The following is a 24,016-nucleotide window of genomic DNA, read 5'->3' as shown; positions in this document are numbered from 1 at the left end:
CACTGCCAAGGTGTGTCAGTGAAGTCGAGCCGACTACTCGCGATGGTGCTGCTGCTCCAGACGAAGGGCCGCCGCACCGCCGCCCAGCTCGCCGAGGAGCTCGACGTCTCGGTCCGCACCGTCTACCGCGACGTCGAGGCCCTGCACGCCGCGGGCGTCCCCATCTACGGAGACGCCGGCCACCAGGGCGGCTACCAGCTCGTCGCGGGCTACCGCACCCACCTGACCGGGCTGAACCCGTCCGAGGCCGAGGCGCTGTTCCTCTCCGGCCTGCCCGGCCCGGCGGGCGAACTCGGCATGGGCGACGCGCTGGCCGGGGCGCAGCTCAAACTGCGCGCGGCCCTGCCGCCCGACCTGCGCGCCCAGGCCGACCGCATGCGGGCCCGCTTCCACCTCGACGCGCCCGGGTGGTACACCAAGGACACCTCCGTCCCGTTCCTCGGCGCGGTCGCCGACGCCGTCTGGCGCGGACGCCTGCTCCACGTGCGTTACCGCAGGTGGAAGGCGCCCGAGGAGGTCGATCGGGTGCTGGAGCCGTATGGGCTCGTGCTGAAGGCCGGCCGCTGGTACCTCGTGGCCGGGCCGGGGCCGCGCACCTACCGGGTCGACCAGATCCTCGCGCTGCGCACCTCGGCCGAGGAGTTCGACGTGCCCGCGGACTTCGACCTCCCGGCCTACTGGCGCGACCACCAGGAACGGTTCCACGCCTTCCTCCAGCAGGGCGAGGCCGTCGTCCGGGAAGACGGCGTCGAGCGGACCGTCCCCATCGAGTCGATCCCGAGGGCGGCCCGCCACTTCCTGTCGCGGGGCCCCTCGGTCGAGGTGCTCGAACCCCCCGAACTGCGCGACGAGGTGGCCCGGCTGGCGGCCGAGGTGGCCGCGCTCTACCGCCCTATCCCGTAGCCCGCGACACCAGCGCCACGATCAGCGACGCCACGCCCCCCTGCACGATCGACAACACGGCGTCCTTGGCGCCGCCCGCGACCGCGGCCCCGAGCGCCCTCAGCCGTCCCGGCTGCTCCTGTACGGCCGCCACCACGGCCCCCGGGTCGGCGACCGACCCGTCGGGGGCGACGGCCCCGGCACGGCCGAGCTCGGCGATCAGCGCCCGCAGCTCGGCCACCGCCGCGGCGACGTCGACCCGGTCGTCACCCCGGTTGTTGACGGTCACGTTGCCCTGGTCGCGGACGTTGAAGGTGTCCCGTCCGTAGTAGGTGTCGCCCATCGCCGCTCCTAGTTGTTGACGGTCGCGCGGCCGCCGCCGCTGACGTTGTAGGTGTCCCGCCCGAAGGTGTTGCCGATATAGACGTCGCCGTAGATCGGGTGCCCCTCCTCCTTGTGCGGAGGATCCTCGATGGCGGCCACGATCAGGCCCTCGATACGGCGGATCTCCCCCAGATCGGTGCCGGTCAGCGCGGTGTACTGCGTCCCGGCGGTCTCGATCACCAGCGAATACGGGGTCCGCCGGAAGATCAGCCGGTAGAGGAACCAGAGCGCGAGCAGCCCGCCCCAGACCCCCGCGACGGCGAGCGCGGTGGGCAGGAACTCCCGCGCCTCCGGAAGCACCTCCTCGGCCACGAACGACGCCGCGGCCGCCAGCGCCGCCACGACCACGAGTTGTCCGAGGGGATAGAAGGTGGAGAGCCGCCCCTTGAAGACGACCCGCAACGTCTGCACACGGGAGATGTTCGCCAGCGGATACACCTCGTGCCCGATCCGCACGATCCGCTTGCTGATGCGAATCTCGCCGACCTTTTTCTTGGCCATGCCCGCCATGATCGGCGCCGATCCCCCGGCGCGCTTGAGTAGCCCCCTACTCATCTCGCCCTAGCGTGAACCGGTGCAGACCTTCCTGCCCTACCCCGACTTCACCGCGACCGCCGAGGTCCTGGACGACCGCCGCCTGGGCAAACAGCGCGTCGAGGTCATCCAGGTGCTGCGCGCGACGTCCGTCGACGACTACGGCTGGCGGCACCACCCGGCGGCCAGGATGTGGCGGGGCTACGAGGAGGCGCTGGTCCGGTACGGCCTGGAGATCTGCGACCGATGGTGCTCCACCGGCCGCGCCGACACCTGCGCCGCCACCCTGCGGCAGGACCTCGCACGCTTCACCGGCCGCGCCGCCATCCGCACCCAGGCCGCCCTCGGCGCGGCCGGCGAACTGCCGCCGTGGCTCGGCGACCCCGCCTTCCACCGGAGCCACCGGTCGGCCCTGCTGCGCAAGGACCCGGCCTTCTACCGCCCGCTGTTCGGTGACGAACCAGACGATCTCCCCTATGTCTGGCCCGATTCCGACCGGCCCTAGCCTGGTGGCGTGACGGAGATCGAACAGGTGGCGGCCCGCCTGCGGGCTTTCGCGGCGGCCCGCGACTGGGAGCCCTTCCACACGCCGAAGAATCTCGCGATGGCGCTGGCGGGAGAGGCGGGCGAACTGCTCGCCGAGTTCCAGTGGCTCACCCCGGAGGAGTCGGCGTCGCTGAGCGGGGAGGAACTGGGGCGGGTGAAGTCGGAGATGGCCGACGTCGCCACCTATTTGATCCGGCTGGCCGACGTCCTCGGCGTCGACCTGATCGACGCGATCCACGCCAAAATCGACGAGGTCGACAAACGCTACCCTCCGCTAACCTCAAGATGACCATGTGATGCGGCCCGACGGGCTTCCGGCGACCGGATACGCCCCCACCCGCACGAGTGACTTCGTGCTGCCTGGGGGACGCCCGTGTCGGCGATTCGGCTGTCGGTGGAAGACCTGCTTTCCCCTGCGGAGACGGCGTTCGCCGGAGCGCTGGCCGACCATGTGAGGGCCACCACCGGCCAGGGACCGTCGAAGGCCGAGGTGCTCTCGTGGCGCAACAGCCTGCCCGTGCTCGCCGAGGACCTCGTGGCGGCCGGGCTGGGCGGGGTCACGCTGCTCGCCGAGTACAAGCTGCCGCTGTCCAGCCGCCGCGTCGACGTCCTACTGGCCGGGGCGCATCCGGAGACCGGCGCCGACTCGTATGTCCTCGTCGAGTTGAAGCAGTGGACCCAGGCCGAACTGTCCGAGCTCGGCGACCGTCTCGTGCTGACCGGCGGCCGAGAGGTCCTGCACCCGGCCGAGCAGGTGCGCCGCTACGGCGAGTACCTCGTCGACTTCCTCGACGTGCTCACCCCCGAGTCGGTGAGCACGGCCGCCTACCTCCACAACGCCATGGATCTCGACGTCGCCGACCTCGCCGGTGAGGTCTTCACCGGCAGCCGGCGCGAGATGTTTCGGTCCTTCCTGCGGTCGAGGCTCGCTCCCGACTCCGGCGACGCCGCGGCCGAACGGCTGCTGGGGAGCCCCGTGGCGCCGAGCCGCCAGCTCATGGCGCACGCCGCCAAGGAGATCCGGGAGCGCGAGCAGTTCACCCTCCTCGACGAGCAGCAGGTCGCCTTCGAACTGGTGATGCGGGCCGTCGACACCGACGAGAAGCGGGTCGTCATCGTCACCGGAGGTCCGGGCAGCGGGAAGAGCGTCATCGCCCTGTCGCTGCTGGGCGAACTGTTCCGGCGGGGTCGCACCGCCCTGCACGCGACCGGCTCACAGTCGTTCACCGAGACCATGCGGCGCTATCCCGGCAGGGGCAACACCCGGATCAAGAACCTGTTCGTCTACTTCAACAGCCTCACCGACGCCAAGCCCGACGGGCTCGACGTGCTGGTCTGCGACGAGGCCCACCGCATCAGGGAAACCTCCTCGAACCGCTTCACCCCCGCCGCCAAGAGGACCGGCCGCCCGCAGCTCGACGAACTCCTGAGCGCCGCGAAGGTGCCCGTCTTCCTGCTGGACGAACACCAGGTCGTGCGGCCGGGCGAACTCGGCACCGTCCAGGCGATCGAAGCCTTCGCGAGATCGAAGGGGTACACCGTCAGCCACGTCAGCCTCGACGAGCAGTTCCGCTGCGGCGGCAGCAGAGTCTACGAACGCTGGGTGCTCGACCTCGTGGGCCTGTCGGGCGAGAGCCCGTCGCCATGGACGGGCGACCCCAGCTTCGAGGTGCGTCTCGCCGGCAGCCCCGAGGAACTCGAGTCGATCCTCCGTGGAAAGTCCGGCACCGCCCGGATGACCGCCGGATACTGCTGGCCCTGGAGCGACCCGAGGTCCGACCTCACCCTCGTCGACGACGTCGTGATCGGCGACTGGGCCCGACCGTGGAACGTCAAGAAGCACCGCGCCGTCGGCGACGCCCCGCCCAGCATGTTGTGGGCGACCGAGCCTTCTGGGTTCGGCCAGGTCGGCTGCGTCTACACGGCCCAGGGATTCGAGTACGACTGGGCCGGGGTCATCCTCGGTCCGGATCTGACCGTCCGCGACGGCGTGCTGGCGACCGTGCGGAGCGCCAACCGCGACCCGGCCTTCAAGAGCGTCAAGAGCGTCCCGGACGCCGAGTTCGACCAGCTCGTCCGGAACGTCTACAAGGTGCTGCTGACCAGGGGGATGCGCGGGACCGTTCTGTACGCGGTGGACCCGGCCGTCAGGAGGTTACTGGCGGAACTAGTGCCCTGAGGTGCTCCCTCGTCTGGTCGTCACAGGCGTAGATGACGACCCCCTTGAGACCGCGCGTCAGCAGCACCTTGTAGGTGTTGCGGATGAGCCGGTCGAACTGCTCGTCGCTGACCGAGCGCTTGACCAGGTCGCTGTCCCGGTTCGCCTCGCGGACCGTACGCAAACCGCCGCCGCGGGCGATCAGATCCGGACCGACGATGACCCCGGCCCAGTCGAACTCCAGGCCCTGGGCGGTGTAGATGCAGCCGATCTGGTCGAAGCCGCCCGGAAGCGTGGCCCAGAACTGGCTGGTGGGCGCCTTGCCGACGCGGACACCGTCGCCATTGGCGTTCCAGGGCCGGGCCCAGTCGCCGATCACGACGTCGTCGACGAGGCTCTTGTCGTCGTTCGGGTCGCTCCACGGCCAGCAGTATCCGGCGGTGATCCGGGCGGTGCTCCCCTCGACCATGCGGGCGCGCAGGAACTCCTCCATCTGGGCGGGCGAGTCGGCGAGCCGGACCTCGAAGTGCTCGTCTCCCGGCCATGGCCGGGCCTCGGAGTCGCCGTCCCACTGGCTGTCGGCGGCGCCGAGGTTGAGCAGCCCGCGGACCCATTCGTCGTAGACGGCGCTGCCGCCGCTGCGCCACTGTCCATCGAGGTTGACCCGGTGGTACTTGATGTTGAGGGCCTGGGCCTGCGCCTCGATCGCCGCGACGGTCCCGACCTCGCCGGGCTTGACGACCTGGTGTTCGTCGAGGAGGAAGACCGGCACTCGGGCCGCCTCCATCAGGCTCTCGATCTGCGGGCGGTCGCTGCGCCGGGCCGCGTTGAAGCGGTCTTGCGACTTCGCCCGCACCCGGTGGGCCTCGTCCACGATGATCATGTCGAGCCGGTTCCTGGGCGCGTTCGCGTAGTCGTTGTAGTACTGGAAGAGCCCGGCGATGTCCTTGTCGCGTCCGCCGATGGCGCGGCGGAAGGTCCTGGTGAGCGTGCGCGAGCCGGTGACGTAGGCGACCCGGTCGCGCGCCTCGGCGAATTCGCGGAGCAACGAGAGCGCGATCGCGGTCTTCCCGCTGCCGGGGCCGCCGGTGATGATGACGACCCGTTTGGTGTTGGCCTCGAAGGCGGTCCGGATGTCGTGGCGCACCAGTTGGAGAGCCTCCTGCTGCTCGTCGAGCAGCACGAACTGGTCGCGTCCGCGCAGCACGTCGGCGGCCCGGTCGAGCAGTTCGCCGGTCGGCACCATCGCCCCGTTGTCCAGGATGTCACCGGCGGACTGGCCGGGCTCGTCGGAGAACCGCCGTTGAAGGTATTCGACGAAGGCGCCGCGTTCGCTCCGGCAGAAGAGCGGCACCTCCTCGGTCACCGATTTCTGGTAGAGGTCGCGGATGTCATCCCGCCGCGCGTTCTGCAGGTAGACGACGGCGCTCACCGCCTCGGGGCGGCCGTCGAGCGCCGAGCAGGTCCTTCTGAGCTGGTCGCGATAGCCCTTCACCTGTACGGCCGGATGGCTCTGGTGCGGGCGCATCCCCGGCACGTCGACGAGCGCGTCGTTTCCCTCGAAGAGCGCCGCCTCGCTCCACTGCTTGAGTTCCACGACCACATAGGCGACCCGGCCGGCGGAATCGTATCCGGCCAGCACGACGTCGGCCGAACTGCGTTTGTTGCCCGGCATGGGGAATTCGAGGAAAACCTCAAGCCTGCCCCGTTCCGCGTCCATCAGTGAGCGGGAGAGATCGGACAGGCTGTTGACCCAGGCGCGTTTCTCGGATTCCCGGGCGACGCGGCCGGTCGTCTCCTTCACCTTCGCCGCGAGAGCCGCGACGAAGGTCCGTTCGACCATGGAACGCGGCTGAAGCAGCAGGTCATAGAGACTCTTGGCAGACAACCGCTCGGCGGGAGCCGGAACGCTCGCCACGATTTCCCCCAGGCAGCACGAAAGGACTTCGTGCGGTATGGGGGCATGTCCTCAGAAGAGAAAGCCCGTCGGGCCGCAGCTTCGACCGGAAGACGATATCTCACGAATATGCGCCCGACATTATGAATACGTCGTCTGCCGTGCCAGCATCTCGACGATCGCCTTCGGCCCCCGCTCCGCCGCCCGCCGCTGCCGGTCGGCCCCCGTGCCCGTCCGACCGATCCACTCCAGCAGCCGCCGCGCCTCGCCGATCTCCCCCGTCTCCTCCAGCGCGTCGCCCACGTGCCTCAGCAGCCGGTCGACCAGTTCGGTCGCCGGGATCTCGCGTCCCTCGACCGGGCAGATCCCGGTTCCGGCCAGTCCGTTGCGGGCCGCGTTGAACAGTGCCGCCGTGCAGACGGGCTCGGGTACGTCGGGGCCCTCCCGGCCGGCCGCCAGTTCGGTCAGCGCGGTCGTCACCAGGGCGCGGGTCAGCAGGGCCTGGAGGAGGGCGTCGTCGACGCAGCCGGCCGCGTCGGCGGCGCGGATCTCGACCGTGGGGGTCCGGACGCCCAGCCGGGCGATCCAGAACGTCATGGCGGTGTCGACCAGGACGCCGCACTCGATGAACTGGCTCACGGTCTCGTCGTAGTGGGAGAGGTCGGCGAAGCGGGGCGGTAGGCCGGAGCCGGGGAACCTCAGTTGCTCGGCGATCCGCCAGCTCGCGAACCCGGAGTCGCGGCCCTTGTCGTACGGGGAATTGGCCCCCAGAGCCACGAGTGTGGGCAACCACGGGCGGACGTGGTTGAGCACCGCCACCCCCGTCGCGCGGTCGGGCACGCCCACGTGGACGTGGCAGCCGCAGCACTGGTAGTCCCTGATCGTCGCCCGGTGGGTCTGGACGATGTCGGCGTAGCGGTCGCCGGCGGAGACGGGCGGGCTGGAGCCGGGGAGCACGGGGGTGCCGACCGAGACCAGGCGCAGGCCGTGGGCGTGGGCGGCCTCGGCCAGGCGGGTGCGGGCGCCGGACAGTTGGGCGCGCAGGTCGGCGAGGTCGGCGCAGACGCCGGTGGCGGCCTCGACCTGGGTCTGGAACAACTCGGCGCTGTAGACCCCTCCCGCGCCGGGATGCGGGCCGGCGTCGGCCAGCACCTTCTCGACGTCGGGGGCGGGTCGTCCCGTCACCCCGTCGACCAGCAGGAATTCTTCTTCGACCCCGAATGTCCGCCCCATGCCGGTCCCCTACCCCCTCTGCGGAGGTTATGTAAATGCGTAACCTATAGGTTACGCTTTACCCTATGGACCAGGCCGCGGAGGCGATCGCCGACCCGATCAGACGGGCGATTCTGCGCATGGTGCGCGACGAGCGGCTCACCGCCGGTGAGATCGCCGCCCGGTTCCCCGTCAGCCGACCCGCCGTCAGCCGGCACCTGCGGGTGCTCCGGGAGAGCGGGCTCGTCGACGACGATCTGTCCGGCCGGCACCGCTACTACTCGCTCAACCCCGACGGCCTCACCGAACTGCATCGATGGTTGTCCGACCTCATGACCCCCGCGGGCTGGGAGCAGCGCCTCGACGCGCTGGAGACCGAGGTCTACCGGGCCCGCCGCGACAACAGGGAGACCGCGTGAACCCGACCGGCCGCCTCTTCGGCGCCGACCTTCATCTGACCCGCAGCTTCAAGGCCCCGGCCGCCGACGTGTGGGCCAGCGTCACCGAATCGGAGCGCACCGCCCGCTGGTTCGGCCCCTGGCGGGGCGACGCCGACCCGATGATCCAGGTCCAGCTCACCTCAGAGGAGGGCGCGCCCTGGGTCGACATGCGAGTGGAGGCGTGTGAGCCGCCCCGGCGGCTGGCCCTGTCGTCCCAGGATGAACACGGCGCCTGGCACGTCGAACTGACCGTCACCGAGATCGACGGGGTCACCGAGTTGTTGTTCGTCCACCACCGGATCGACCCGGCGAGCGCCGGAGAGGTGGGGCCGGGCTGGGAGTACTACCTCGACTGCCTGGTGGCGGCCCGCGAAGGGGCGCCCGCGCCGGACTTCGCCGACTACTACCCGGAGATGAAGCCGTACTACGACGGTCTCGGGGCCTGAGGGCTTGACGGGGAGCCGCCTCGAAGGCGGCTCCCCTTCTTGGTCGCCTCAGTGGTCCGGTGGTTCTTCCGCCCGCCCGCCGACCGGCGGTTTCGGGGTGCGCGGCTCACGGACTCCCGCCGAGCCGCCACCGCCGTCTCTCATCCACACCTTGACGGTGTCCCAGCGCGACACCCTCGCGCCGGGGAGTGGTTCCTGTCTGGTCACGATGCCGTGCATGACCGATTCGGGTCCGTCGGGGGACGGGCCGATCAGGAGAACGCCCGCGTCGTGACCCACCAGCCATGCGTTGAGTGCCTGCATGCCCCGGAAGTCCGGGACTTCCACTTCGATCAGGTTCATGCAACCTCCCGAACCCGATCGTAAGTGTCGATTACGAACATGCACCCTTTTTGAGTAGTGGCCCGCCGGTCACCTTGTTGTCACACGCGATGGTGTTTCCGCCGACGGTGTCGTTGACGCCGACGCCCTTCGCACCGGAAAGATTGATGACGTTCCGCCGGAAGACGTTTCCGGTTCCCCAGCCGTCGACGATCTCGTGGGTCTGGAATCCGTCGAGCGGTGTTCTCCGGCCCCGGTTGTTCTCGATGACATAGTCGTTGCCCTTGACGTCGACCCAGGAATCGTTGGTGCCGTCGTTCACGAGCGCGGAGCCGTCGAAGACGTTGCCGACGATCCAGCCGCCGCTGGTGCCTTCCTTGATGTCGATCGCCTCGGCGGTCGACTTGATCTCGTTGCCGCGCACCCAGTTGCCGTCGCTGCGGTCCATCTGGCCGCCGGTGTACTTCTTCCAGTTCGACTCGGCGCTGCCGATGTAGACGCCTTCGCCGAATTTCGGCTGCCGGAGACCGGTGTTGTAAATGCGGTTGTACTGGACGATGTTCTTGGTGCTGAAATTGCGCAGATGAATGGCCTCGTCACCGATGGAGTGCACGGTCAGCGACTGGATGACCGAACCGCGGGTGCGGTCGGCCATCACGCCTTTCTGGCTCTTCCTGACGGTGAAACCGACCAGGCGCCAGTAGTTTCCCTTGTTGATGTGGAAACCGTAACCGCCCTTCGGGCCGCCGCCTTCGATGATCGATTTGGCGGTGCCGCAGACGAAAATGGGGCGGCTCTGCGTGCCCGATTTCTGGGCGACGAAGTTCCCCCGGTAGATGCCGGGCCGTAACTTGATCACATCACCCGCGCGGGCACCGGCAAGCGCGATCTTGAGCTGGCTCGCGGTGCCCACGGTCTTCGTCGCGCGTGGGCATTTCACCATCCCGGGGCCGGTCGGCGCGGCGGCCTGAGCGGGGCCGGCGACCATAACTCCACTGGTGGCCAAGAGCAACGCGCCCACCACATATCTCGTCTCCACCTTGAGCATCCTGTCAGTGGAGTCACAGATGTCACAAGTTTCGCCGGCCCGCTCTAATAATCAGAAGCCGGGGAAAACCTGTCGCAGTTCCTCCAAAGTGATCGAACCGGTGAGTTCGACGACCGGCGGGGTGTGCTCGGGCGCGTGCCGCCCGGTCACCAGCCGCAGCCACCATTCGGCCGGCGCGGTCAGCACCGCGTCGGGCTCGGCCGGGACGTCCACGATCTCGGCCTGCTCCCCGATCGCCAGGCCGAACGACCGCTCGGGCGCGGTCACGTGGACGGCCAGGGTGACCGCGCGGCCGAGCCGGTCGGGCTTGGCGGTCCAGCCGAGCATGCCGCCGATCCGGTCGAGCAGGATGTCGGTGGCGTCCGGGCCCAACCCGGCGGCCTGGTCGAAGGTGACCTGGACGTCCCAGGTGTGCAGGGCCAGTTCACTCAGCCGGAACTTGGCGAAGGTCTCCACGTCGAGCGGGTCGATCGGGAACCACAGGGCGATCCGCAGGTTCTCGCGGGTATCCGCGTCGAGGCCCTCCAGGCGGGCGATGTGGTTCTCGTTGGCGTCGAGGAAGGCGTTCGCGCGCTCCTCGGGGGACATCGTGTCCCAGCGGGCCCAGATGGCCCGGATCGTGTCGCCTTCGGGGGCTCCGGTCCCGTTCAGGGCGCCTTCGAGGGCGGCGAGGTTGATCTCGGCGCCGCTGCCGAGGTGGCTGAGCACCTGCGAGACGTCCCAGTCGGATGCTCCCGACTGTCGGACGAGGTCCTCCGGCGCGAAGGCGCGGACCTGCGCGGCGAGTTCGTCGAAGGTGGAACGCAGGGTCTTGGTCGCCTGGTCGGTCATGAGTGGGGTTCTCCGTGTACGCGAGGTAAGTGGCGTCGACAACGCGAACGCCACGAACCTCAAGGATCATCCCTGTTTCACCGCCCGAGGGCGGCGCCGATCTTCGCCCTCGGGTCGGCCGCCCCCGCCAGCACGCCGGAGGGCAGCACGTCGATCAGGTGGGCGTGCCCGAACCCGTCGCCGTAGTTCTCCCGCACGGTCCGGTGGCCGCGCTCGGCCAGTCCCGCCTCCCACGGGGCGCCGTCCTCGACCTCGACGAGGTGTTCCCCGCCCCGCCAGGTGTCGAAGCCGGTCTCCGAGCCGAGCGCCCAGCGCGGGGCGGCGATGATCTCGCCGGGGGCCTGGTCGTGGACGAGCAGCCGCGTCACGAGCTGCAGGAGGATCTGCGGCTGGGCGTCGCCGCCCATGGTGCCGACGACGGTGCGCAGCGAGCCGTCCGGGCGGGTGATCAGGGCGGGCGCGAGGGTGTGCGGCGGGCGGCGTCCGGGGCCGTATTCGGCCGGGTGGCCTTCGGCCAGGGAGAAGCCGATGCCGCGGTTGTGCAGGTTGATGCCGGTCGACGGCTCGAACAGGAGGCTGCCGAACCCGGCGGCGTTCGACTGGATCAGCGAGACGCCCATGCCGTCGGAATCGACGGCGCAGAGATAGGTGGTGTCGCCCTTCTTCGCCGGGGCGGTCAGGCCCGGGGCGCCGACCAGTGCCCGGCGGGCCTCGGCGGTGTCGAGGGGGGCGGTCGCGTTCTCGTACAGGACGTCGAGACGGTCGTGACCCGCGGCCACGGCCGCGTCGATCAGCAGGTGGGCCCAGGCCGGGTCGGCCGGGTCGCCCGGGACGTCGAGGCCCTCCAGGATCTTGAGGGCGAGCAGGAGCAGGTAGCCCTGGGAGTTGGGCGGGATGGTGTGGACGCCGTGCCCGAAGACGCTCGCCGACAGCGGCGTCACCCAGTCGGCCTGGTCTCTCGCGAGGTCGTCCTCGGTGTACTCGCCGCCGCCGAGCTTCAGCAGGCCCTGGCCGAACTCGCCCTGGTAGAACCCCGCCCGCCCGGTCTCGGCGACGGCCTCCAGCACCCTGGCCGCGCCCGGTCTCCTGATCGGGTCGCCGACGTTCTGCACGTGCGCGTAGTCACTCTGCAGGGTGCCGATGAACGCGGCGCCCGGGGCCAGCAGCGGGGAGGCCGGGAAGCCGCCGGCCGCCAGGCGGATCGCCGGGGCCAGCACCTCGGCGAGCGGCAACCGGCCGAACCTGCCGTGCAGGGCGAGCCACCCGTCGACGCATCCGGGCACGGGGACCGATCTGATGTCGTACAGATGCGGCATCCGGTCGTGCCCCTCGGCCCGCAGCCGGGCCGGGTCCGCGCCGCTGCCGGCGCGTCCCGAGGCGTTCAGGGCGTGGACGCCCGATCCGTCGTGGACCAGCGCGAACAGATCTCCCCCGAGGCCGCACATGTGCGGCGCGGTGACCGCCAGCACCGCGTTCGCCGCCACCGCCGCGTCGGCGGCGCTCCCGCCCTTCTCCAGTACGACCAGACCCGCGGCCGACGCGAGGTGGTCAATGGTGCAGACCATGCCGTTTGCTGCATACCGGGTGGAAGTCATATCAGGACTCTACGATGCGGCCCTCGACGAGAAACGGGCCCGGCGGAGAACCGCCGGGCCCGTCCACCGTTCCGGGACTACTGGACGGTGATCTTGTCGACTTCCTGGGTGACGCCCTTGACCTGGTCGGTGACGACCGAGGTCGTCACCGAGCCGACGCCGGTGATGGCGCCCTTGACCTTCATCGTGTAGGTCAGGGTCTCGCCCGGGGCGCCGGGCGTGCTGGCGATGGTGTAGTCGCTGGTCACACCGGTGCCCGCCGGGATCTGGCTGCCGGCGGTGCCGTCGCTGTTCTCCGCGCCCACGGTCAGGCCGTAGGCGTCACCCGGGTAGGGCAGCGGGCCCGGGTAGGCGAAGCTGACGTCCTCGACGCCGTTGACGCCGATCCACGCCTGGAACGTGCGCAGCGTGTTGGTGCCGTAGAGGCGCAGGCGCCACTCGACGACGATCCAGTCGGACACGCCGTCGGTCAGCGTGGTCGCGTAGACGCCGGGGGCGCCGGTGCCGTCGAGGTCGGTCCAGAAGGGCGCGAGCACGCCGTTCGGGCGGGTGTCGTCGGGCAGCGTCTGCGGGGTGAACTGGATGTCCGCCGAGCCGTTGGTGCCGCCGGCCACGAGGTAGCCGTTGGACGTGATGCCGATCCGGGTGAATGTCTGCCCGGCGAACCGGTAGGCCGGGACGTTGTAGTTCACGGCCTGCTCGTCGCCGACGGGCGTCGGCGTGGTGCCGAAGGCGTCGAGCGGGATGTAGCCGAACAGACCACCCGGGGTGATCACCGGCGCGTCGGGCTGGCGGCCGTCGAGCGTGGTGGTGACCGTGGCCTCCTGGCTGCTCACCTGGGTCGCGCCGGTCACGCTGTTCAGCCGCAGACGGCCGTCGAGCACGCTGGTGGCGGTGACCTCGGTGTCGTCCAGGGTGCCGTTGGAGACGGTGACGGTGCAGGTCGTCTCGGCGTTCTTGGCGATGGTCGACGGGGCGCAGGTCTGGTCGACCGGGATCGCGCCCTCCTGGCGGTAGAAGGCCACCGGGATGCGGTGGTCCTTGTTGCCGTCCTCCTGGCGGAGGTCGATCTCACCGAAGTACTGGCCGTCCGGGACGTCGGGGGCGCTGATCGTGATGGTCAGCTCCTTGGTGCCGCCCGCGGGGACGGTGAAGCGCTCCGGCGTGACGGTGATGTGCGTGCCGGCGGTGGTGGTCTTGCCGCGCGAGGTGTACTCGACCTCTTCGCCCGTGACGTTCTTGACGGTACGGGTGGTGGTGATCTGGCCCGGCATGGTGGGCGCGTTCACCGACGGGATGTTCAGGTCGATGCGGTTCAGCGGGTCGTCGGCGGAGATCGCGAAGTCGGCCGCGCTCTCGTCGATGGTCAGAACCGAGTTGTACGCCTGGCTCAGGTCGATGCGGCCGCCGCCCATGTCGAACGGGTCGGCCGGGGTGACCCGGTCCTGCTTGGTGACGTTGGTGCGGGCGGTGGTCTCCAGGGCCGACTTGACCTGGCCGGGGGTCCAGCCGGGGTTGGCCGCGAACACCAGCGCCGCCGCGCCCGCGACGTGCGGGGACGACATCGAGGTGCCGGCGATCACCTGGTAGAGGTTCCCGGGCGGGCCCTCCAGCGGGGACTCGGGGGTCGGCGTCGTACCGGCGAGGATGTGCAGGCCCGGCGCGGTGACGTCGGGCTTGAGGAAGTCGCCGCCGGGACCGCGCGAGGAGAACGTGGTGATCACGTCGCGCTGCCAGTTGGTCTTGGTGCCCTGCGTGAAGGTCGCCGTCGCCCCGGGAGTGGCGGCGAGGTGGGCGAGCAGGACGTCGGTCGCCGGCTTGTCGATGTGGACGGTCGGCAGCCAGTGGTTGTCGGTCATGACGTCGAGCGGCGTGCTGTTGTACAGGATCATGCCGACCGCGCCGCCCTGCCGCACGCTGAAGCTCTTGAGCACGCGGTTCGGGCCACGCTCACACGCCACGATCTTGCCGGCGAAGAGGCCGGGAGGAGCGGGGTTGATGCAGAGCGCGTCGCTGTACGGCGGCGCCGAGGCCAGCACCACGGGGGTCGCCGACGAGATGCCTTCGGTGATCGAGGCGCCCTTGATGGTCGGGCCGCCACCGCCGAAGGTGATGGTCGACTCGAAGGTGCGCTTCTGGGTGTTGGCCGCCACCGTGGTCACCCACGGCGAGCGGTGGTCGGTCGTGGCCGCGCCGGGACCGGCGTTGCCGGCCGAGGCGGCGACGAACACGCCGGCGGCGTAGGCGTCGAGGAAGGCCAGCTCGACCGGGTCCGTGTACGGGTTCGCGCCACCGGAGATCGAGAAGTTGATCACGTCGACGCCGTCGAGGATCGCCTGGCCGACGGCCGCGGCCGAGTCGGTCTGGTAGCAGCCTTCGGCGCCGCAGACCTTGTAGACGGACACGTGCGCGGCCGGCGCGATGCCGTGGATGGGGCCGCGCGAGATGCCGAGCGGGTTGGCGTCCGCGACCGGCCCGCCGGCGGCGGTGGTGGCGGTGTGGGTGCCGTGGCCGTTCGAGTCACGCGCCGAGTCGGGGTAGACGTCCCCGCCGACGACGAGGTTGTAGGTGTCGAGGAACGGCTCGCCGCCGATCAGCTTGTTGTTGCAGACGAAGACGTCGGCCGCCGGGGTCAGCGGGTTGTCTCCGAAGTCACAGGTCCGAGGCGTCCCGTCGGCCTTCGCCGGCGGCGCCGGGAGGTTGGGCTTCTCGGCGAGGGAGGGGTGCTCGGGCCACGCGCCCGAGTCGAGGATGCCGACGATGACGCCCTTGCCCGAGTTCGGCGCGCCGCCGAGCGAGTTGTAGACGGGCGTGGCGTCGATGGCCTCGGCGCTGGAGTCGGTCAGCGGCTTCTCGAGACCGTCCTCCTGCACGGCCGCCACACCGGGCAGCTTCAGCAGGTCCTTGGCCTCGTTGGCCGGGACGGTCAGCGCGACGCCGCCGTAGACGGTGCGGAGCTTCTGGCCGACCTTGGCGCCCGCGACCTCGCCGGGCAGCGCGGCCAGGAACTTGTTCTCGATGCCCTCGATGTGCTTGACGTACTTCTCGGCCGCGGCGCTCTCGGGGTCGAGCCCCTTGCCGGTGGCGCTGGGGCTGGTCGCGGCGTATCCGCTGACCCCGCCCTTGTAGGCGGCGAGCGAGTCGTAGTCGAGCTTGACGACGACGTTCACCGGTTCCGTCGAGGTCGCCTTGAGCAGCGCCTCGTCGCTCTTGGCGAGCTGGCCGGTCAGCGACTTGGCCCCGGTGACCACCTCGGGGTCGGTCAGCGGGACGGCGGTGAACGAGGGCTTGGGAGTCGGGGTGGGGTCGGCGATCGCCGACCCAGCCGGGACCAACGCAGCCACCAGGCCGACTGCGGCGGCCGTGGCGACGGTCAGTCTTAACCTTGACACGAAACCTCCATGGGTGCTGGGGGACTCGTCACCGCACAAGGAGGAATCGCGCCACCCCCCGGGCAGCGTCCGAAATTGGACGCGCAAAAGGGCTGCAACCCTCCCCGGTTGGTTGACGATAACCGGAGCGTTCGGCTTAGAACGTTCCGATCTGTCAGGGAGTTTAGTTAGCTCTTATTTGTCCCGCTAGATGAGATATTGCCAAGTGGGCTGTCCAGATTGGGACGCCGCGCGCTTTCGCTGATAAATGGCCCTCTACCTGCGCTTCGGTGGACGACCAGGGCGGTGTGTCGGCCACAGAGGGGACTTGCCTACCGGCAGCATTGGACCGTGAGCGAGCGAGTTAACGAGCAGAACCTGCCGAGGCAGGAGTGCGCGGCGACGGTTCTGGGCGGTCCGACGGCCGTCATCGACATGGGTGGCCTCCGGATAGTCGTGGATCCCACTTTCGACGCTCCGGGGCCACACGGCCATCTGACCAAAACCCTTCCTCCTGTGGTCGATGAGACGGGCCTGGGTTTCGTCGACATGGTGCTGGTCAGCCATGACGCGCATCCTGACAACCTTGACGACCGGGGCCGCGCGTTCGCCTCCGAGGCGGTGCTCACGTTGACGGCGCCGGGCGCCGCCGCCCGGCTGGGCGCGACCGGCCTCGCCCCCTGGACGACCTTCACCGTGCCGCGCCCCGACGGCGGCGGCGACCTGTTCGTGGTGGCGGTGCCCGCCGTCCACGGCCCGGAGGACGGCGAACGCGACGCCGACGGCTTCGTCAACTGCGAGGTGACCGGTTTCGTGTTGTCCGGCCGTGGCCTGCCCACGGTCTACGTGAGCGGCGACAACGCCTCGATGCGCGCCGTGGGCGAGATCGCCCGCCGGGTGCCGGAGATCGACGCCGCGGTGCTGAACGCGGGGGCGGCGCGGGTCCGGGGCAAGTTCCGGGAACGCCCGGTGTCGATGGACGCCCGGCGGGTCGCGGCGGCGGCCGCGGTGCTCGGCGTCGGCGTGGTGATCCCCGCCCACTACGACGGGTGGACCCACTTCTCCGAGGGCCGGGCCGAGGTGGAGACCGCCTTCGACGAGGCCGGCCTGTCGGCCGTGCTCCGCGTGGCCGACCACGGGACCTGGTCGTCGTTGCGGAGCTGACACGCGGTCAGCCCCGGGGCGGGGCGGTGCTGTCCCGGACCACCAGTTCGGTGCCGAGTTCCACCCGCCGCTGGAGGAGGGGCTCCCCCTCGGCCAGGTTGATCAGCATGAGGGCGGCCATCGCCGCCATCTCGGTCAACGGCTGGCGTACGGTCGTGAGCGGCGGGATGGCCCACCTCCACGGAGGCATGTCGTCGAAGCCGACCACGCTGAGGTCGTCGGGGATGCGCAGGCCCAGTTGTCGTGCGGCGTGGTAGACGCCGATCGCCTGCCCGTCGTTGGCGGTGAAGATCGCCGTGGGCGGCTGCGGCAGCTCCATCAGCCGCTGGGTGTGGACGACGCCGTCGTCGACCTGGAAGGCGCCGTGGCAGATGAGGTCGGGATCGACGGGCACTCCGGCGGCGTCGAGGGCGGCGCGGTAGCCGTCGAGGCGGGCCCGGCTGGAGAGGGCGTAGTCGGGGCCGGTGATCATGGCGATCCGCCGGTGCCCCAGTTCGAGGAGGTGGCGCGTGGCCTCCAGCCCGCCGCTCCAGTTGGTGGCCCCCACCGACGGCACCCCCCGGCCCGGGTCGCCGGCCGGATCGAGCACGACCAGCGGAACCTCGCGGGTCGCGAGCAGCATCCGCTGCTCCTCGGTGGGCCCGGAGAAGACCGTGATGACACCGGCGGGACGGCGGCTGAGCACGTCCTGGATCCACTGCTGACCGGGGACGTGCCGGCCGCCGAGCTCGGAGACCACCACGCTCAGGCCGTGTTGCCCGGCCACCGACTTGACGCCTTTGACGATCTCTATCGGGTAGTCGCCGGCCAGTTCGTGGAACACGAGCTCGATCAGGCCGGCGGGCTTCACGCGACGGCGCTGCCGCCGGAAGCCGTGCTCCCTGATGAGTCGCTCGACCAGTGCCCGGGTGTCGGAACCGACCTCGGAGCGTCCGTTGACGACTTTGGAGACGGTGGCGACCGAGACGCCGGCCATCTCGGCGAGTTGTGAGAGAGTCAGGGCTTCGGAGGACGCCGGACCGGCGTGGGGGGCATCGTCGGTCGAGGTCATAGCGGAATTCTATGGGTGTTTTCGGACGTCACGCGGCGTCGTTTGTGCTGCTGGTGCGAACACTTCCCATCTCGGCACGGACCTGAATCCGAAATTTTTCGCAACTTGCCTGAAACTTTCTAGGAACCGGGGTTCACCCCCTCTGACACCCGTCCGAACCATGGCGGAAATCTACGGTTGCCAACTGGTAACTTCTATGAAATTTTCACATGCACGGACCGAAAGGTGCGGCCCCCCGCGGGGCGAATGGGCAGGCCGGGCGCTGTCTCGCCGGTAATGCCCAGCTCAGCGAGGGTGGCGGCACTGTTGACGCCGAATCGGCAGTTGGGTGTACTCAGGCGACCGCGAACCCCCCGCAGGAGCAGACCATGGATCACTGAGATCACGAATGTTAGCGATAACAGATTTTCGGTGATCACGCCCGTTGACCGGACCGTCCTACCTGCTGACTCCTCACCCCCCAAGGAACCGGCATGCTCCCCACCGCGATCCTGACCATCGCGCACTCTTCCCGACGAACCCCCACCCTCGCCGCCGCCCCCGCCTCCAGAGCCGGCGCCACGGCGACCACCCCGCCTTCCGCCTTTGCCACCTGCCGGAACAGCGGTTATCTCCGCGCCATCGCAACCGCGGAGAACCGGACCGACTCGACGGACGCGCATCAGGCCGTCGTCGAGACCGGTCCCCAGACAGAGCCCGAACGCGACGCCGCCGCGCCGACCACCCCCGCACCCCATCGGTGCAGGCGCTTCCACGTCTGAGCGCCGCGGCGCAGAGCAATGTTCCGCCGGGCGTTCTCCGGCGCTGAATGTTATCGCTAACAGAATCCGCAGGCCGTCACCCGGCCTGACCAGGTGAAAACCGATGACCGGCCGTGAGCCAACCCGCCGGTCGTCTCCCCCCTCCCCAAGGAGAGCTCCCCCATGTCCTTGAGCCGTCGCCAGCTCTTCCAGGCCGCGGGCGCGACCGTCGCGTTCTCGGCCGCCGGCCAGGTGATCAGTACCTCCGCCGCCCAGGCCGCGCTGCCCTGGGCCCGGGCCGACATCGGCGTGTCCGCCTACGAATTCGATTTCGGCCAGGTGAGACTCACCTCCGGCCGCTGGCTCGACAACCAGAACCGCACCCTCGCCTACCTGCGGTTCGTCGACGTCGACCGGTTGCTGTACGTCTTCCGCGCCAACCACGGCCGGTCCACCAACGGGGCCGCGGCCAACGGCGGGTGGGACGCCCCCAACTTCCCCTTCCGCTCGCACATGCAGGGGCACTTCCTGACCGCCTGGGCGCAGGCCTACGCCGTGCTCGGCGACACGACCTGCCGGGACAAGGCCAACTACATGGTCGCCGAGCTGGCCAAATGCCAGGCGTCCAACGGCTACCTGTCGGGCTTCCCCGAGTCGGACATCACCGCGGTGGAGAACCGCACCCTGTCGAACGGCAACGTGCCCTACTACTGCATCCACAAGACCCTGGCCGGGTTGCTGGACGTATGGCGGCTGATCGGCAACACCGAGGCCAGGACGGTGCTGCTGAACCTGGCCGGCTGGGTCGACACCCGCACGTCGCGGTTGTCGTCGAGCCAGATGCAGTCGATGCTCGGCACCGAGTTCGGCGGCATGAACGCCGTGCTGACCGACATCTACCAGATGACCGGCGACTCCCGCTGGCTCGCCACCGCCCAGCGGTTCGACCACGCCGCCGTCTTCAACCCGCTGGCCGGCAACCAGGACCAGCTCAACGGCCTGCACGCCAACACGCAGGTGCCCAAGTGGATCGGCGCGGCCCGCGAGTACAAGGCCACCGGCACGACGCGCTACCGCGACATCGCGTCCAACGCCTGGACCATGACCGTCAACGCGCACAGCTACGCCAACGGCTCCAACAGCCAGGCCGAGCACTTCCGCGCCCCCAACGCCATCGCCGGCTACCTGAGCCGCGACACCGGGGAGGCGTGCAACACCTACAACATGCTGAAGCTCACCCGGGAGCTCTGGCAGCTCAACCCCTCTCGGGCCGACTATTTCGACTTCTACGAGAACGCGCTGATCAACCACCTGATCGGGCAGCAGAACCCGGCCGACGCACGCGGCCACGTCACCTACTTCACCCCGCTCAACCCCGGCGGGCGGCGCGGCGTCGGCCCGGCCTGGGGCGGCGGCACGTGGAGCACCGACTACAACTCCATGTGGTGCTGCCAGGGCACCGGCATCGAGACCAACACCAAGCTGATGGACTCGATCTACTTCCACAACGGCACCACGCTGTTCGTGAACCTGTTCCAGCCCTCCACGCTCAACTGGTCGCAGCGCGGCATCACGGTCACCCAGACCACCTCCTATCCGGTCAGCGACACCACGTCGTTGCAGGTCACCGGCAACGTGAGCGGCTCGTGGACGATGCAGATCCGCATCCCGGGCTGGACCCTGGGCGCGACGATCAGCGTCAACGGCGTGCCGCAGAACATCACCACCACGCCGGGCACCTATGCGGCCCTGACCCGCACCTGGACCTCGGGCGACACCGTGACCGTGCAGCTCCCGATGCGCGTGATCATGAAGGCCGCCAACGACAACCCGAACCTCCAGGCCATCGTGTACGGCCCGGTCGTGTTGTCGGGCAACTACGGCAACACGTCCCTGTCGGCGGCCCCGGCCCTGACCCCCTCGACGATCACCCGCACGAGCACCTCGTCGCTGGCCTTCACCGCCAACGGCTCGGTCAACCTCGGCCCCTTCTACGACGCGCACAACCACAACTACGTCGTCTACTGGGCGACCAACGGCGGCGGAGGCGGCACGCAGGCCAGCTTCCGCCTGCTCAACGCGGCCAGCGGCCTGGCCCTCGGCATCCAGAACATGTCCACCGCCGACGGTGGCCTCGCGTTGCAGTGGACCGACAACGGCACCGCCGACCACGACTGGGTGCCCATCGTCGACGGCAACGCCCTGCGGTTCCGCAACGTCAACAGCAACAAGGTGCTGGGCGTCGAGAACATGTCGACGGCCGACAACGCCCGCGTGCTCCAGTGGGCCGACAACGGCACCGCCGACCACCGCTGGACGATCACCGACAACGGCGACGGCGCGGTCAAGATCCGCAACGTCAACAGCGCCAAACTGCTCGGCACCCAGAACGGCTCCACGGCCAACGGCGCGCAGGCCGTCCAGGACTCCGACAACGGCAGCGCCGACAACCTGTGGCGGTTCGTGCCCAACGGCGCCCGCCGCATCCAGAACGTCGGCACCGGCATGGTCCTGGGCGTCACGAACATGTCCACCGCCGACGGCGCTCTCGTCGTGCAGTGGGGCGACACCGGCACCGCCGACCACCTGTGGACGGCGGTCGTCGACACCGCCGGTTACCTGCGCCTGCGCAACTCCAACAGCCAGAAGGTGCTCGGCGTGGAGAACGCCGCCACCGCCGCCGGGTCGCGCATCTTGCAGTGGGCCGACAACGGCGCCAACGACCACCGCTGGCGGTTGCGGTACGGGTCCAACGCCGCCTTCCGCATCCAGTGCGCCAACGGCGGCCGCGTCCTCGGCCTGAGCGGCACCGCTCAGGGCGCGCAGGCGGTGCTCGCCGACGACAACGGCTCGGCCAACAACCTCTGGAGGTTCCTGTGAGACGCCTGCTGGCGATACTTTCCTCGTTACTGCTGGTGGGGGCGTTCATCACCACCCAGCAGGCGTCGGCCGCGACGGTCGACACCAACGCGTGGTACGTCCTGGTCAACCGCAACAGCGGCAAGGCGCTCGACGTCTACAACCTGGCGACCAACGACGGCGCCCGCATCACCCAGTGGACCCGCAACAACGGCAACCAGCAGCAGTGGCAGTTCGTCGACTCCGGCGGCGGCTACTACCGGGTCAAGTCGCGCCACAGCGGCAAGGTGCTCGACGTCTCCGGCGTCTCCACCGCCAACGGCGCGGCCGTCGTCCAGTGGACCGACCTCAACGGCACCAACCAGCAGTGGCGGCTCGCCGACTCCCCCGACGGCTACGTCCGGCTGATCGCACGGCACAGCAACAAGGCCCTGGAAGTGCAGAGCGCCTCCACGGCCGACGGCGGCAACATCGTCCAGTACGACGACTGGGGCGGCGCCAACCAGCAGTGGCAGTTCGTGCCGGTCGGCGGTGCCACCCCGACCCCCACGCCCACTCCCACGCCGAACCCCGGCGGCAACTACACCAACCCGGTGGTCTGGCAGGACTTCGCCGACGGCGACATCATCCGGGTCGGCGACGCCTACTACTACTCGGCCTCGACCATGCACTACTCGCCGGGCGCGCCGATCCTGCGCTCCTACAACCTGGTCGACTGGGAGTACGCGGGCCACTCGGTGCCCCGCCTCGACTTCGACTCGAACGCCTACGACCTCAACGGCGGGCGCGCGTACGTGAAGGGCATCTGGGCCTCGACGCTGAACTACCGGCCCAGTAACAGCACCTACTACTGGTACGGCTGCACCGAGTTCAACCGCACCTACGTCTACACCGCCTCCGCCGTCGACGGCACGTGGACCAAGCGGGCCCGGATGAACCAGTGCTACTACGACGCCGGCCTGCTGATCGACACCAACGACACGATGTACGTCGCGTACGGCAACGGGACGATCAGCGTCGCCCAGCTCTCGGCCGACGGCCTCAGCCAGGTGCGCGCCCAGCAGGTCTTCCAGACCCCGAGCAGCGTGGGCACCCTGGAGGGCGCGCGCTTCTACAAGCGCGGCAACTACTACTACATCTGGCTCACCCGCCCCGCCAACGGCCAGTACGTGCTGCGCTCCACCTCGCCGTGGGGCCCGTACACGATGCAGCAGGTCCTGCTCAACATGCCCAGCCCGATCTCCGGCGGCGGCACGCCGCACCAGGGCGGGCTGGTCCAGACCCAGAGCGGCGCCTGGTACTACATGTCCTTCGTCGACGCCTACCCGGGCGGCCGGGTGCCGGCGCTCGCGCCGATCAACTGGGTCAACGACTGGCCGGTCATCCAGACCGTGAACGGCGGCTGGGGTGTGAACTACCCCAAGCCGAACATCCAGACCAACCGCACGGTCGCGTCCATGATCGGCCCGGACACCTTCTCCGGGAGCAGCCTGGGCCACCGGTGGGAGTGGAACCACAACCCCGACACGAGCCGATTCTCCACCGGCAACGGCCTGCGCCTGCAGACCGCGACGGTGACCAACGACCTCTACAACGCCCGCAACACGCTGACCCACCGCATCCAGGGTCCGACGTCCACGGCGACGATCGAGCTCGACTACTCGCAGATGGCCAACGGCGACCGCGCCGGCCTGGCCATGCTGCGTGACCAGTCGGCCTGGATCGGGGTCAGACGCGACAACGGCGCCTACCGGGTCGTGATGACCAACGGGCTGACCATGAACAGCAGTTGGGCGACCACCGGCACCGGCAGCGAACAGGCGGGCGCGAACATCTCGGGCGGCCGGATCTGGTTGCGGGTGAACGCCGACATCAGGCCGGGTTCCGGCAGGACGGCCCGCTTCTCCTACAGCACCGACGGGACGAACTTCACCACCCTCGGCCCGGCCTTCACGTTGAACAACGCCTGGCAGTTCTTCATGGGCTACCGCTTCGGGATCTTCAACTACGCGACCCAGTCGCTCGGCGGAGCGGTGACCGTGAACCGCTTCGACCTCACCACCCCGTAGCACATCCGAGCCGCCCGGTCCGTTCGTGGCAGGACGACCGGACCGGGCGGCCGGGCGACCACCTACCCAAGAAAGGCAAGTACGTTCATGAAACGACTCTTGTCACTGGTCACCGCGGCGCTGCTCGGTGCCGGCCTGTCGGTGACGCTGACCGGGCCGGCCGACGCCGCGTCGACACTGGGCGCCTCGGCGGCCGAACGCGGCGGCCGCTACTTCGGCGCGGCCATCGCCGCGGGCCGCATGGGCGACTCGACGTACATGAACATCCTCAACCGGGAGTTCAACCAGGTCACCGCCGAGAACGAGATGAAGTGGGACGCGACCGAGCCGTCGCGCAACAGCTTCAACTTCAGCAACGGCGACCGCATCGCCAACCACGCGATCTCGCGGGGCATGAAGATCCGCGGCCACGCCCTCCTCTGGCACCAGCAGCAGCCGGGCTGGGCGCGCGGGATGGAGGGCTCCGAC

The 24,016-nt window shown here is 69.6% G+C and carries 21 protein-coding genes; 11 read left to right on the top strand and 10 right to left on the bottom strand.

Annotation, left to right across the window (positions count from 1 at the left end):
• Positions 1–18 precede the first annotated feature (18 nt).
• Positions 19–903, top strand: coding sequence for a helix-turn-helix transcriptional regulator (locus tag AW273_RS26795; protein WP_062353749.1), 885 nt, complete (start codon positions 19–21; stop codon positions 901–903).
• Here the strand turns inward: AW273_RS26795 and AW273_RS26790 are convergent.
• Complete coding sequence (locus AW273_RS26790; protein ID WP_062353746.1) at positions 893–1,225, bottom strand: hypothetical protein; 333 nt, start codon at positions 1,223–1,225, stop codon at positions 893–895. The genes AW273_RS26795 and AW273_RS26790 overlap by 11 nt on opposite strands.
• 8 nt (positions 1,226–1,233) lie before the next feature.
• Positions 1,234–1,767, bottom strand: a complete 534-nt coding sequence (locus AW273_RS26785) for a DUF6232 family protein (protein ID WP_157556188.1) — start codon at positions 1,765–1,767, stop codon at positions 1,234–1,236.
• A 73-nt stretch (positions 1,768–1,840) separates the two neighbouring features.
• Here AW273_RS26785 and AW273_RS26780 point away from each other — a divergent pair, with 73 nt between their 5' ends.
• The 3 genes from AW273_RS26780 (at position 1,841) to AW273_RS26770 (ending at position 4,525) form a co-directional block, all read left to right on the top strand.
• Entirely contained in the window at positions 1,841–2,305 is a 465-nt protein-coding gene (locus AW273_RS26780; protein WP_062353740.1) for an MSMEG_6728 family protein, read from the top strand.
• A gap of 9 nt (positions 2,306–2,314) precedes the next feature.
• On the top strand, positions 2,315–2,635 hold the full coding sequence (locus tag AW273_RS26775; RefSeq protein WP_062353737.1) for a nucleotide pyrophosphohydrolase: 321 nt from the start codon (positions 2,315–2,317) through the stop codon (positions 2,633–2,635).
• 84 nt (positions 2,636–2,719) lie between these two features.
• Complete coding sequence (locus tag AW273_RS26770) at positions 2,720–4,525, top strand: DUF2075 domain-containing protein (RefSeq protein ID WP_083950078.1); 1,806 nt, start codon at positions 2,720–2,722, stop codon at positions 4,523–4,525.
• Here the strand turns inward: AW273_RS26770 and AW273_RS26765 are convergent.
• Both AW273_RS26765 and AW273_RS26760 read right to left on the bottom strand, forming a co-directional pair.
• Positions 4,494–6,347, bottom strand: coding sequence for a DUF2075 domain-containing protein (locus AW273_RS26765; RefSeq protein WP_062353734.1), 1,854 nt, complete (start codon positions 6,345–6,347; stop codon positions 4,494–4,496). The genes AW273_RS26770 and AW273_RS26765 overlap by 32 nt on opposite strands.
• 195 nt (positions 6,348–6,542) lie before the next feature.
• Positions 6,543–7,634 (bottom strand): carboxylate-amine ligase, encoded by a 1,092-nt coding sequence (locus AW273_RS26760; RefSeq protein WP_062353731.1) that lies wholly within the window; start codon positions 7,632–7,634, stop codon positions 6,543–6,545.
• A gap of 65 nt (positions 7,635–7,699) precedes the next feature.
• Between AW273_RS26760 and AW273_RS26755 the strand changes: the two genes are divergently transcribed.
• Together AW273_RS26755 and AW273_RS26750 are read left to right on the top strand one after the other, a co-directional pair.
• Positions 7,700–8,032, top strand: coding sequence for a metalloregulator ArsR/SmtB family transcription factor (locus AW273_RS26755; protein ID WP_030457079.1), 333 nt, complete (start codon positions 7,700–7,702; stop codon positions 8,030–8,032).
• Positions 8,029–8,499, top strand: a complete 471-nt coding sequence (locus AW273_RS26750; protein ID WP_062353729.1) for an SRPBCC family protein — start codon at positions 8,029–8,031, stop codon at positions 8,497–8,499. The genes AW273_RS26755 and AW273_RS26750 overlap by 4 nt, the downstream gene beginning before the upstream one ends.
• A gap of 48 nt (positions 8,500–8,547) precedes the next feature.
• Here AW273_RS26750 and AW273_RS26745 read toward each other — a convergent pair whose 3' ends face one another.
• From AW273_RS26745 to AW273_RS26725, 5 genes are all read right to left on the bottom strand, one after another.
• Positions 8,548–8,841, bottom strand: coding sequence for a PASTA domain-containing protein (locus AW273_RS26745; RefSeq protein WP_062353726.1), 294 nt, complete (start codon positions 8,839–8,841; stop codon positions 8,548–8,550).
• 31 nt (positions 8,842–8,872) lie between these two features.
• Positions 8,873–9,868 (bottom strand): right-handed parallel beta-helix repeat-containing protein, encoded by a 996-nt coding sequence (locus AW273_RS26740; RefSeq protein ID WP_157556186.1) that lies wholly within the window; start codon positions 9,866–9,868, stop codon positions 8,873–8,875.
• A 51-nt stretch (positions 9,869–9,919) separates the two neighbouring features.
• Positions 9,920–10,699, bottom strand: a complete 780-nt coding sequence (locus tag AW273_RS26735) for a maleylpyruvate isomerase family mycothiol-dependent enzyme (RefSeq protein WP_062353720.1) — start codon at positions 10,697–10,699, stop codon at positions 9,920–9,922.
• A gap of 77 nt (positions 10,700–10,776) precedes the next feature.
• On the bottom strand, positions 10,777–12,264 hold the full coding sequence (locus tag AW273_RS26730) for a gamma-glutamyltransferase family protein (RefSeq protein ID WP_232327614.1): 1,488 nt from the start codon (positions 12,262–12,264) through the stop codon (positions 10,777–10,779).
• A 107-nt stretch (positions 12,265–12,371) separates the two neighbouring features.
• Positions 12,372–15,686 (bottom strand): S8 family serine peptidase, encoded by a 3,315-nt coding sequence (locus tag AW273_RS26725; RefSeq protein WP_232327613.1) that lies wholly within the window; start codon positions 15,684–15,686, stop codon positions 12,372–12,374.
• Between the two features lie 330 nt (positions 15,687–16,016).
• Between AW273_RS26725 and AW273_RS26720 the strand changes: the two genes are divergently transcribed.
• Positions 16,017–16,829, top strand: a complete 813-nt coding sequence (locus tag AW273_RS26720; protein WP_062353714.1) for an MBL fold metallo-hydrolase — start codon at positions 16,017–16,019, stop codon at positions 16,827–16,829.
• Positions 16,830–16,836: 7 nt separating this feature from the next.
• Here the strand turns inward: AW273_RS26720 and AW273_RS26715 are convergent, their stop codons facing one another.
• Positions 16,837–17,880 (bottom strand): LacI family DNA-binding transcriptional regulator, encoded by a 1,044-nt coding sequence (locus AW273_RS26715; protein ID WP_062353711.1) that lies wholly within the window; start codon positions 17,878–17,880, stop codon positions 16,837–16,839.
• A 473-nt stretch (positions 17,881–18,353) separates the two neighbouring features.
• On the opposite strand from AW273_RS26715, the gene AW273_RS26710 reads away from it, so the two are divergent.
• The 4 genes from AW273_RS26710 to AW273_RS26695 form a co-directional block, all read left to right on the top strand.
• Positions 18,354–18,641 (top strand): hypothetical protein, encoded by a 288-nt coding sequence (locus AW273_RS26710; protein ID WP_062353708.1) that lies wholly within the window; start codon positions 18,354–18,356, stop codon positions 18,639–18,641.
• Positions 18,642–18,803: 162 nt separating this feature from the next.
• Positions 18,804–21,500 carry a beta-L-arabinofuranosidase domain-containing protein gene (locus AW273_RS26705; protein ID WP_062353705.1) on the top strand — a complete coding sequence of 899 codons (2,697 nt, stop codon included), beginning with the start codon at positions 18,804–18,806 and terminating at the stop codon, positions 21,498–21,500.
• Entirely contained in the window at positions 21,497–23,548 is a 2,052-nt protein-coding gene (locus AW273_RS26700; RefSeq protein WP_198168377.1) for an RICIN domain-containing protein, read from the top strand. The genes AW273_RS26705 and AW273_RS26700 overlap by 4 nt, the downstream gene beginning before the upstream one ends.
• Positions 23,549–23,635: 87 nt before the next feature.
• Positions 23,636–24,016 (top strand): endo-1,4-beta-xylanase (locus AW273_RS26695; RefSeq protein WP_198168376.1); only part of this gene is annotated, 381 nt, incomplete at its 3' end.

The organism is Herbidospora yilanensis (genome assembly GCF_001570565.1).
Taxonomy (GTDB): domain Bacteria; phylum Actinomycetota; class Actinomycetes; order Streptosporangiales; family Streptosporangiaceae; genus Herbidospora; species Herbidospora yilanensis.
The sequence above is the reverse complement of the archived record's forward strand: the minus strand, read 5'-3'. Positions and strand labels throughout refer to the sequence as shown.

Coding starts and splice junctions, on each gene's coding strand:
- AW273_RS26735 (WP_062353720.1), bottom strand. CDS start 10,699: ATGACCGACCAGGCGACCAAGACCCTGCGTTCCACCTTCGACGAACTC.
- AW273_RS26710 (WP_062353708.1), top strand. CDS start 18,354: ATGCTCCCCACCGCGATCCTGACCATCGCGCACTCTTCCCGACGAACC.
- AW273_RS26760 (WP_062353731.1), bottom strand. CDS start 7,634: ATGGGGCGGACATTCGGGGTCGAAGAAGAATTCCTGCTGGTCGACGGG.
- AW273_RS26715 (WP_062353711.1), bottom strand. CDS start 17,880: ATGACCTCGACCGACGATGCCCCCCACGCCGGTCCGGCGTCCTCCGAA.
- AW273_RS26765 (WP_062353734.1), bottom strand. CDS start 6,347: ATGGTCGAACGGACCTTCGTCGCGGCTCTCGCGGCGAAGGTGAAGGAG.
- AW273_RS26740 (WP_157556186.1), bottom strand. CDS start 9,868: ATGCTCAAGGTGGAGACGAGATATGTGGTGGGCGCGTTGCTCTTGGCC.
- AW273_RS26745 (WP_062353726.1), bottom strand. CDS start 8,841: ATGAACCTGATCGAAGTGGAAGTCCCGGACTTCCGGGGCATGCAGGCA.
- AW273_RS26730 (WP_232327614.1), bottom strand. CDS start 12,264: ATGGTCTGCACCATTGACCACCTCGCGTCGGCCGCGGGTCTGGTCGTA.
- AW273_RS26755 (WP_030457079.1), top strand. CDS start 7,700: ATGGACCAGGCCGCGGAGGCGATCGCCGACCCGATCAGACGGGCGATT.
- AW273_RS26790 (WP_062353746.1), bottom strand. CDS start 1,225: ATGGGCGACACCTACTACGGACGGGACACCTTCAACGTCCGCGACCAG.
- AW273_RS26785 (WP_157556188.1), bottom strand. CDS start 1,767: ATGGCCAAGAAAAAGGTCGGCGAGATTCGCATCAGCAAGCGGATCGTG.
- AW273_RS26705 (WP_062353705.1), top strand. CDS start 18,804: ATGTCCTTGAGCCGTCGCCAGCTCTTCCAGGCCGCGGGCGCGACCGTC.